At 65.8% G+C, this 7189-nt stretch carries 8 protein-coding genes; 5 read left to right on the top strand and 3 right to left on the bottom strand.

Features of this window, described 5'->3' with window-relative positions; genetic code table 11:
- Together EN780_RS23320 and EN780_RS23315 are read left to right on the top strand one after the other, a co-directional pair.
- Positions 1-1342 (top strand): amidase family protein (locus tag EN780_RS23320; protein ID WP_128275443.1); only part of this gene is annotated, 1342 nt, incomplete at its 5' end.
- A 130-nt stretch (positions 1343-1472) separates the two neighbouring features.
- A complete protein-coding gene (locus tag EN780_RS23315; RefSeq protein ID WP_128275442.1) occupies positions 1473-2264 on the top strand; it encodes a YdcF family protein in 792 nt (263 codons plus the stop codon).
- Here the strand turns inward: EN780_RS23315 and EN780_RS23310 are convergent.
- Both EN780_RS23310 and EN780_RS23305 read right to left on the bottom strand, forming a co-directional pair.
- Complete coding sequence (locus EN780_RS23310; protein ID WP_128275441.1) at positions 2219-2956, bottom strand: DUF599 domain-containing protein; 738 nt, start codon at positions 2954-2956, stop codon at positions 2219-2221. The genes EN780_RS23315 and EN780_RS23310 overlap by 46 nt on opposite strands.
- Before the next feature lie 42 nt (positions 2957-2998).
- A complete protein-coding gene (locus EN780_RS23305; protein WP_128275440.1) occupies positions 2999-3694 on the bottom strand; it encodes a cysteine hydrolase family protein in 696 nt (231 codons plus the stop codon).
- 181 nt (positions 3695-3875) lie between these two features.
- On the opposite strand from EN780_RS23305, the gene EN780_RS23300 reads away from it, so the two are divergent.
- The 3 genes from EN780_RS23300 to EN780_RS23290 all read left to right on the top strand — a co-directional run bounded on the left by EN780_RS23300 (position 3876) and on the right by EN780_RS23290 (position 6724).
- Complete coding sequence (locus EN780_RS23300; RefSeq protein WP_128275439.1) at positions 3876-5279, top strand: L-serine ammonia-lyase; 1404 nt, start codon at positions 3876-3878, stop codon at positions 5277-5279.
- 74 nt (positions 5280-5353) lie between these two features.
- The gene (locus EN780_RS23295; RefSeq protein ID WP_127284616.1) at positions 5354-5791 is read left to right on the top strand and encodes a DUF1489 family protein; all 438 of its coding nucleotides are present in this window, start codon (positions 5354-5356) and stop codon (positions 5789-5791) included.
- A 237-nt stretch (positions 5792-6028) separates the two neighbouring features.
- Entirely contained in the window at positions 6029-6724 is a 696-nt protein-coding gene (locus EN780_RS23290) for a DnaJ domain-containing protein (protein WP_128275438.1), read from the top strand.
- 43 nt (positions 6725-6767) lie between these two features.
- Here EN780_RS23290 and EN780_RS23285 read toward each other — a convergent pair.
- Positions 6768-7189, bottom strand: a 422-nt coding sequence (locus EN780_RS23285) for an SPOR domain-containing protein (RefSeq protein ID WP_133372684.1), incomplete at its 5' end; no start/stop codon positions are given.

The following is a 7189-nucleotide window of genomic DNA, read 5'->3' as shown; positions in this document are numbered from 1 at the left end:
GCTCGGCATCAAGGATCTGTTCGGCACCAAGGGCGTCCACACCCAGGCCTGCAGCCACGTGCTGGACGGTTTCGAGCCGCGCTACGAATCGACCGTCACCGCCAATCTGTGGGCGGACGGCGCCGTCATGCTGGGCAAGCTCAACATGGACGAGTTCGCCATGGGCTCGTCCAACGAGACCTCCTACTACGGCCCGGTCATCAATCCGTGGCGACGCTCGCGCCTCGATACGGTGGTAATGCCGACCACGCATCAGGGCGACGGCGGCTTCGTCTCGGCCGGCGGCGCGAAAACCCAGCGCACGCTGGACAATGCCCAGCTCGTGCCGGGCGGCTCGTCCGGCGGATCGGCCTCGGCCGTTTCCGCTTTCCTCTGCGCCGGAGCCACCGCCACCGACACCGGCGGCTCGATCCGCCAGCCGGCGGCTTTCACCGGCACGGTCGGCATCAAGCCGACCTACGGCCGCTGCTCGCGCTGGGGCATTGTCGCCTTCGCCTCGTCGCTGGACCAGGCCGGCCCGATCGCGCGCGACGTGCGCGACGCCGCGATCCTGTTGAAGTCGATGGCCTCCGTCGACCCGAGGGACACCACGTCGGTCGATCGTCCGGTGCCGGACTACGAGGCCGCGATCGGCAAACCGATCAAGGGTATGAAGGTCGGCATTCCGAAGGAATACCGCGTCGACGGCATGCCGCAGGACATCGAGGCGCTGTGGCAGAAGGGCATTGCCTGGCTGAAGGAAGCCGGCGCCGAGATCGTCGACATCTCGCTGCCGCACACCAAATACGCGCTGCCGGCCTATTACATCGTGGCGCCGGCCGAGGCCTCGTCGAACCTCGCCCGCTATGACGGCGTCCGCTACGGGCTGCGTGTGCCGGGCAAGGACATCGTCGACATGTACGAGAAGACCCGCGCCGCCGGCTTCGGCCGCGAGGTCAAGCGCCGCATCATGATCGGCACCTATGTGCTGTCGGCCGGCTATTACGATGCCTACTACCTGCAGGCGCAGAAGGTGCGCACCCTGATCAAGCGCGACTTCGAGAACGTCTTCGCCGCCGGCGTCGATGTCATCCTGACGCCGGCGACCCCGTCGGCAGCCTTCGGCGTTGCCGACGAGGACATGGCGTCGGATCCGGTGAAGATGTACCTCAACGACATCTTCACGGTGACCGTCAACATGGCCGGCCTGCCGGGCATCAGCGTGCCCGCCGGTCTCGACGCCAAGGGCCTGCCGCTCGGCCTGCAGCTCATCGGTCGTCCCTTCGACGAGGAAACCCTGTTCCAGACGGCGCATGTCATCGAGCAGGCGGCCGGCACATTTCAGCCGGAAAAGTGGTGGTAGGGTCGTCCCTCATCTAGCTCATGGCTCCGAGAATCGGAATCGATTGTCGGAAAGGATCATGCGCAAGATCAAAGTGTTACAGCGTCCTTTGCGCGTCCAGGGCGCGCGCGGCGCTGTAATGGGGTGAGGGATGTTCTTCTATCTTTCCAAGATCTTCTGGTTCTTCATCCAGCCGCTCAACCTGGCGATCTTCCTGCTGCTGGCGGGCCTGCTCGCGGCCGCGTTCGGCCGCCGGCGGCTGGCCGCCGCGGGCAGCGTGCTCGCCTTCCTGATCCTCGCCCTTTCGGCCTGGACGTCGCTTGGCGCGATGATGCTCAACCCGCTGGAGGAGCGCTTTGCCAAACCGTCGCTGCCGCAAAGAGTCGACGGCATCGTCGTGCTCGGCGGCGGCTTCGAGGGCGCCATCAACCTCGTGCGCGGCGGCTATGAGTTGAACAGCGGCGGCGATCGCATGGTCGAGACCGCGATCCTCGCCAGGCGGTTCCCGCAGGCCAAGGTGGTGGTATCCGGCGGTACCGGAGAACTGTTCCTGGACGGCGAGGGCGATGCCGACACCGCGCCGCGCCTGCTTGGCGCGCTCGGCGTCGGCGCCGATCGGCTGATCCTCGAGAACAAGTCGCGCAACACCTATGAGAACGCCGTCTTCACCAGGCAGATGGTGGCGCCGAAGCCGGGCGAGACCTGGCTGCTGGTGACCTCGGCCTTCCACATGCCGCGCGCCAAGGCGCTGTTCGACAAGGCTGGCTTCCCGACCATCCCATGGCCGGTGGATTACCGCACCTCGGGCAAGGAAGGCATCGGCCTGTTCCGCGACAACCCGGCCGATTCGCTGCAGGTGACGACCATGGCGATCCGCGAATGGATCGGGCTTGCCGCTTACTGGCTGTCCGGCCGCATCGACCGGCCCTTCCCGGGCGGCTGACCGAGGACCGCCTCCCTGGCCGCAGAGAAGAACTGGCGCCGGACCAGCACCGCCAGCAGCAGCAGCGTCGACAGCACGAAAATCACCGGGTCGATGAACCAGCCGAGATAGCCGATCGAGAAGAACACCGCGCGCAGGCCGGAATTGAAATGCTTGCCGGCCAGCATGTTCATGCGCGTCGCGCGCCAGACCGCCGTCTCGGTGACCGGATTGCGCGAAGCCTCGCCGTGCGGGATCGGCACCGCGCCGATCAGGATCGAGCAGTAATTGAACAGTCGGTAGGCCCAGCCGAACTTGAAGAAGGCGAAGGCCAGGATCAGCACCAGGCCGAAAACCTTCATCTGGAAAGCCTCGCGCGAAGAGGTCGCGCTCAGCGGCAGGTCACTCAGCACCGTAAGCACCTGGTCGGAGGCGCCGAGCAGCGCGAAACAGCCGCCAAGCGCGATCAGCGAGGAGGATGCGAAGAAGGCGGTGCCTTGCTGCAGACCGGTCATGATGGCGGTGTCGACGATACGGATCTCGCGCTCGGCCATGGTTCGCATCCAGGTCGCACGCTGGGCGTTCATCGCCGTCGTCAACGAGACGCGGCTGACCAGTCTGCCGTCGGAGGCCAGCGTATGCAGCACCCAGACGATGAGGAAGAAGGCCAGCGCCGCGAGGTCGGCCGTCGAAAGATGGAAGGAATCGCCCATGTCCCCTTGTACCACAGGCGAGCCGGCCGCTTCGACGGTCGGCTAGGCCGGCAGGGGTTGGGCGGCTTTCGCGCGCAGGGCCTCGACCACCATGGCGGTCCTGGTGACCCACCCGAACGCGTTCTCGAAATTCCACAGCGTCGCCTGGCGGTTGAAGTCGGGGCCCGAATGGTTCATCGCGTCCTCGACCAGGACAGGCCAGAATTCCAGCATGTAGGCGTCGCGCGCGGTCGCATCGAGGCAGACATTGGTGGCGACCCCGCTGAACAGCAGATGGCGGATATTGCGAGCCCGCAGATGGGCTTCCAGACCGGTGTTGCAAAATCCGCTGTAGCGGGATTTGCGGATGATCTGGTCGCCCGGCTCCGGCTTCAGCGCATCGACGATTTGCCAGTCCCAGCTGTTGTCGATCAACAGCTTGCCGCGTAGCTCGGGGCGCTGGCGCATCAGCACCATTCCCAGTTCCTTGTGGTAGTTCGGCGAGGAAGCATCGCCGGCGTCGCCGAGGTCGGGCCTGTACGACATCTGCAGATAGACCACGGTGAGGCCAGCTTTGCGCGCGGCCGCAAGCAGCCTTTTGTTGGCCTCGATGGCCGGTGCGGCGCCCGATATGTCGAAGCCCGCCAGGTCAAACATGCCGCCCGCCGAGGCGAAGGCGTTCTGCATGTCCACCACGATGATGGCCGTCTGCGCCGGCACGATGCACACCGGTTCCGGCCTGGCATCCAACGCAAGCATTGCTTCCTCCCCAACGATTACCTGGCGTCTCGGAGAATAGCCCCGCCGGCGTGACCCGACAATCAATGTCGCTGCCGGAGCAGACAAGGTCGGCGGGCGCTCAGCCGCGATCCGCAAAACAGCGGAAACATCTCAGCAATTCCTATATGTATGCCGAGACGGATTCAGGAGACAACGGCGCGTGTTCCTTTCGGTTTTCGACCTGTTCAAGATCGGCATCGGCCCATCGAGCTCGCACACGATGGGGCCGATGACCGCCGCGCGGCGTTTTCTGGACGAAATCCTCGCCGGTGACTGGCCACGCCCGGCAGGCGCAAAAGTCGACCGCATCGGCGCCAGCCTGCACGGCTCGCTCGCCTATACAGGCATCGGCCATGGCTCCGACCGCGCCGTCGTTCTCGGCCTTGCCGGCGAGACGCCCCAGACGGTCGATCCCGACCTCGCCGACGGCATCGTTGCCGGGATCGCAGCCGAGAAGCGCATCGCGCCGCCGGGTCACCCGACTTACCGCTTCGATCCCGCGACCGATCTCGTGCTCGACCGCAAGACGCCGCTCACCGGCCACGCCAACGGCATGGCGTTCTATGCCTACGACGCCGGCGACCGACTGCTGCTCAAGCGCATCTATTATTCGATCGGCGGCGGCTTCGTCGTTTCCGAGGAAGAGCTGCAGCGGATGAAGGCCAAGGGCTCGGTGACGACGGAAGGCAAGAAGGTGCCTTATCCCTTCAAGAATGCCGTCGAGATGCTGAAGATGGCGGCAAAGAGCGGGCTTTCCATCGCCGAGATGAAGCGCGTCAACGAAGAGACGCAGATGTCGCGCGAGGACCTCGACGCCGGTCTCGACGCCATCTGGGGCGCCATGAAGGGCTGCATCGACCGCGGCCTGTCGCAGGACGGCATCATGCCGGGCGGGTTGAAGGTGCGCCGTCGTGCCCGGCAACTGCACGACAAGCTGCAGGAACAGTGGCAGCAGAACCGGCCGAACCCCTTGCTCGCCAATGACTGGCTGTCGATCTACGCCATGGCGGTCAATGAGGAGAACGCCGCCGGCGGACGCGTCGTCACCGCGCCGACCAATGGCGCGGCCGGAACGCTGCCGGCGGTGCTGCGCTACTGGCTGCATTTCCATCCCGAGGCCGACCAGCCGAGCATCCGCGACTTCCTGCTCACCGCCGCCGCCGTCGGCGGCATCATCAAGTCGAACGCCTCGATCTCGGGCGCCGAGGTCGGCTGCCAGGGCGAAGTCGGTTCCGCCTCGGCCATGGCGGCGGCGGGCCTTTGCGCCGTCATGGGCGGCACGCCGGAGCAGGTCGAGAATGCGGCCGAGATCGCGCTGGAGCATCATCTCGGCATGACCTGCGATCCCGTCGCCGGGCTGGTGCAGGTGCCTTGCATCGAGCGCAACGCGCTCGGCGCCGTCAAGGCGGTGACCGCCGCCTCGCTCGCCATCAAGGGCGACGGCACCCACTTCGTGCCGCTCGACGCAGCGATCGAGACCATGCGCCAGACCGGCCTCGACATGAACGAGAAGTACAAGGAAACCAGCCTCGGCGGCCTCGCCGTCAATGTCGTCGAGTGCTGAACGCCGATGCTGGCACTGTGGAGAAGTCGGGCAGGGGCGTTGACGGTTTCGCGTGCCGGACTAAACCTTAAGCGATGGCTCTCAATCTTCTAAAACTTTGCGTCGGCTGCGACAGCGTCGAGGATCTCGAAGAGTGGATCGACTTTCGCCTCGACGAGCGGCGGCGCGCCGGCGAGCCGGCCGAGCACTGGCACACCACCCGCATGGTGCCGTCGCGCGGCGACGAGGTCACCGACGGCGGCTCGCTCTACTGGGTGATCAAGGGCAGCGTGCAATGCCGCCAGCTGATCACCGAGATCCGGCCGTTCACCGACGATGAGGGCATCGGCCGCTGTCACCTGATGCTCGACCCGCAAGTCGTGCGCACCGAATGGCAGCCGCGCCGCGCCTTCCAGGGCTGGCGCTACCTGAAACCGTCCGACGCGCCGGCCGATCTCGGCAAGGGCAGGGCAGGCCTGGTCGAGATGCCGCCGAAGCTCAGGCAGGAACTGGCCGAGCTGGGCCTGCTGTAGGGCGGACGATTCTGCCCCGGGGTTGCGATCCGCCGACGCCTGCTGGCCCTCCCGGTGGTGAGACATGGGACTTGCAAGCATTGGCGCCGCGCCACATCTTCAACCTATGTGCGACAATCAGCAGATCGCTCAGGCGCGCCCCGCGCGGGCCCCGGCTTGCCGGAAGGGTCATGACTCCGGCAGGAAATGGCGGTCAAACGAGCGGTCTGTCGTGACTTTGCAGGGCGACGGGAATCGATGGGCATACTGATCGCATTGGTCGCATTGCTTCTGGTGCTTCTAGGCGCCGTCACGATTTTCGTGCGCGCCGATCCTGCGAAAATGGCGGATGGATTGAAGACGCTGGGGCCGATTCTCCTTGCCCTGGCCGGCGCAGCGATATTCGCCGTCGGGCGCAGCGGCCTCGGTGGGATCATGCTGGTCGGCGCGGCAGCCTGGTACGGTACGATGCGCATGAACCGGCCGGCGCAGCCACCGCCGCGAAAACGCTCCACCGTGCGCACTGCCGCGCTGGAAATGGAGCTCGATCACAAGACCGGCGGACTGGAAGGGCTCGTTCTGGCCGGCCGCCATGAAGGCAAGATGCTTGGCGCGATGAACCTGGCCGAGCTGCAGCACCTCTATCGTGAGCTCTCCGGCGATCCGGAGAGCCGCCAGCTGCTAGAGACGTATCTTGACGGCCAATTTCCCGTCTGGCGCAAAAACGCTGAGCCGGACAGTGGCGAAGGGCTGGGTGTTGCGCCAGGTGCGGGCGCCATGACTAAGGAGGAGGCCTACAAGATCCTTGGTCTTGAAGCGGGGGCCGCCGCGGCGGATGTCCGCAAGGCGCACCGCCGCCTGATGCAGCGCCTGCACCCCGATATCGGCGGCACGTCGTTCCTTGCGGCGCGGATCAACGAAGCCAAGGACGTCTTGCTCTCCAACCACAACTAGTCTCCTTCGACGCAGAAATTTCCCGGGAGATTCCAATGCCGCCCTACTGCTGGACGGCGTAACAGCTGATCTTCTTCTTCTTCAAAGCGGTGCAGGCATTCCACGCTGCATCCTTCGACGAGAAGCCGCCGAAGCGGGCGCGGTAGTAGGTGACGCCGTCCTTGTCGAAGGCGACGGTGAAGGCTGAGGCATCGGCCAGCACCTTCGGCGCCTGCTTGCTCGTCTTGTCGAGGAAGGCCTGGGCTTCCGATTGCTTCGGCGAGGACGCCACCTGCACCGCCCAGCCCGACGGCACCGAGGCCGTCTTGACCGGATCGACCGCCGCCGCCGGCTCAGGTTCGGCATAGGCGGCGACGGCCTGCGGCGCCGGGGCCGCAGCCACAGTGGCGACAGCCACGGTCTTGACCTTCTTGATCTGGACGACCGGCGTGGTTTCCTCGACGACCGGGGCGGTTTCCTCGACAA

The organism is Mesorhizobium sp. M4B.F.Ca.ET.089.01.1.1, assembly GCF_004022605.1.
Lineage (GTDB): Bacteria > Pseudomonadota > Alphaproteobacteria > Rhizobiales > Rhizobiaceae > Mesorhizobium > Mesorhizobium abyssinicae.
Note: the sequence above shows the minus strand (reverse complement) of the source record. Positions and strands in the feature narration are given on the sequence as shown.